Genomic DNA, 1,408 nt, shown 5'->3' with positions numbered 1-1,408 from the left:
GTAGTTGCCGGAACGCTGGCTGCGAGGATAGGACGACGCGATGCCTGTACATATTAAACGAGGAGACTCGTTTTTATTTTGGACGCTTAGCTCAGCTGGGAGAGCACCTGCCTTACAAGCAGGGGGTCACAGGTTCGATCCCTGTAGCGTCCATTGACCAAGGTCAAAAAAGAAGCGCCGCGTCGGGCAAATCCAGCCGACTTAGCTCAGCTGGTAGAGCACCGCTCTTGTAAAGCGGGGGTCGAAGGTTCGAATCCTTTAGTCGGCATATTATGCGAACATAGTTCAGAGGTAGAACATCACCTTGCCATGGTGGGGGTCGCGGGTTCGAATCCCGTTGTTCGCTTGGAATGCCGGCGTGGCGGAATAGGCAGACGCACAGGACTTAAAATCCTGCGATGGAAACATCGTACCGGTTCGATCCCGGTCGCCGGCATTATATTTGCACCTATAGCGCAATTGGATAGAGCGTCTGACTACGAATCAGGAGGTTGCAGGTTCGACTCCTGCTAGGTGCATCGTCTTCGAAACCAGGAGACAGGACGGAAGTCCAAAAGGAACGGGACGTAGCTCAGCTTGGTAGAGCACCTGGTTTGGGACCAGGGGGTCGCAGGTTCGAATCCTGTCGTCCCGATGGCTGGAAACAGCGACATCGCGGTGTAGCTCAGCTGGCTAGAGCGTTCGGTTCATACCCGAGAGGTCGAGGGTTCGATTCCCCCTGCCGCGATAGGCTCGAACAGGGACCATTAGCTCAGCTGGTTAGAGCAGACGGCTCATAACCGTCCGGTCGTTGGTTCGAGTCCAACATGGTCCATGAAGTGATCAGACAATCATGGAGGATTACCCAAGTCTGGCTGAAGGGAACGGTCTTGAAAACCGTCAGGTCGAGAAATCGGCGCGAGGGTTCGAATCCCTCATCCTCCTTAGGGCGAGTGCCCAACGAAAATAATATTATCGCGGGATGGAGCAGTTCGGTAGCTCGTCGGGCCCATAACCCGAAGGTCGCAGGTTCAAATCCTGCTCCCGCAATTGGTCGCATGGTCTAGCTGGTTAGGACGCCTGCCTGTCACGCAGGAGATCACGGGTTCGAACCCCGTTGTGACCGTTTCTTTAATAAAAGAGATGGCTCTGTAGCTCAGTTGGTAGAGCAATGCATTGAAGCTGCATGTGTCGGCGGTTCGATTCCGTCCAGCGCCATAGGGGGAACCCGAGAAGATGCGAATGTAGTTCAATGGTAGAATTCCAGCCTTCCAAGCTGGCTATGCGGGTTCGATTCCCGTCATTCGCTTATGGGCCATTAGCTCAGTTGGTTAGAGCGCTGTGTTGATAACGCAGAGGTCCCTGGTTCGAATCCAGGATGGCCCATCAGAGGATAGTCGACTTCGGTCGGCTTTTTTTGTGGGTAAAA

At 54.1% G+C, this 1,408-nt stretch carries 14 tRNA genes; all 14 read left to right on the top strand.

From position 1 onward, the window contains the following. The first annotated feature begins 80 nt into the window (after positions 1 to 80). The 14 genes from IV71_RS07590 (at position 81) to IV71_RS07525 (ending at position 1,365) form a co-directional block, all read left to right on the top strand. Positions 81 to 153: transfer RNA gene (locus IV71_RS07590), tRNA-Val, on the top strand. 42 nt (positions 154 to 195) lie between these two features. Beyond that, a tRNA-Thr gene (locus IV71_RS07585) sits at positions 196 to 268 on the top strand. A 6-nt stretch (positions 269 to 274) separates the two neighbouring features. Continuing rightward, positions 275 to 346: transfer RNA gene (locus IV71_RS07580), tRNA-Gly, on the top strand. A 6-nt stretch (positions 347 to 352) separates the two neighbouring features. Further along, positions 353 to 436 (top strand) — tRNA-Leu (locus IV71_RS07575). Positions 437 to 444: 8 nt separating this feature from the next. Further along, positions 445 to 518, top strand: a tRNA-Arg gene (locus IV71_RS07570). A gap of 42 nt (positions 519 to 560) precedes the next feature. After that, positions 561 to 634, top strand: a tRNA-Pro gene (locus IV71_RS07565). A 19-nt stretch (positions 635 to 653) separates the two neighbouring features. After that, a tRNA-Met gene (locus IV71_RS07560) sits at positions 654 to 727 on the top strand. A gap of 13 nt (positions 728 to 740) precedes the next feature. After that, positions 741 to 814, top strand: a tRNA-Ile gene (locus IV71_RS07555). Between the two features lie 20 nt (positions 815 to 834). Further along, a tRNA-Ser gene (locus IV71_RS07550) sits at positions 835 to 924 on the top strand. A 31-nt stretch (positions 925 to 955) separates the two neighbouring features. Next, positions 956 to 1,029, top strand: a tRNA-Met gene (locus IV71_RS07545). Between the two features lie 2 nt (positions 1,030 to 1,031). Continuing rightward, positions 1,032 to 1,105 (top strand) — tRNA-Asp (locus IV71_RS07540). A gap of 19 nt (positions 1,106 to 1,124) precedes the next feature. Then, a tRNA-Phe gene (locus IV71_RS07535) sits at positions 1,125 to 1,197 on the top strand. Between the two features lie 20 nt (positions 1,198 to 1,217). Further along, positions 1,218 to 1,288 (top strand) — tRNA-Gly (locus IV71_RS07530). Positions 1,289 to 1,291: 3 nt separating this feature from the next. Next, positions 1,292 to 1,365, top strand: a tRNA-Ile gene (locus tag IV71_RS07525). Positions 1,366 to 1,408: the final 43 nt, after the last annotated feature.

This window comes from Fructobacillus fructosus KCTC 3544, from assembly GCF_001438695.1.
In the GTDB taxonomy this organism is placed as follows: Bacteria; Bacillota; Bacilli; order Lactobacillales; family Lactobacillaceae; genus Fructobacillus; species Fructobacillus fructosus.
The sequence above is the reverse complement of the archived record's forward strand: the minus strand, read 5'-3'. Positions and strand labels throughout refer to the sequence as shown.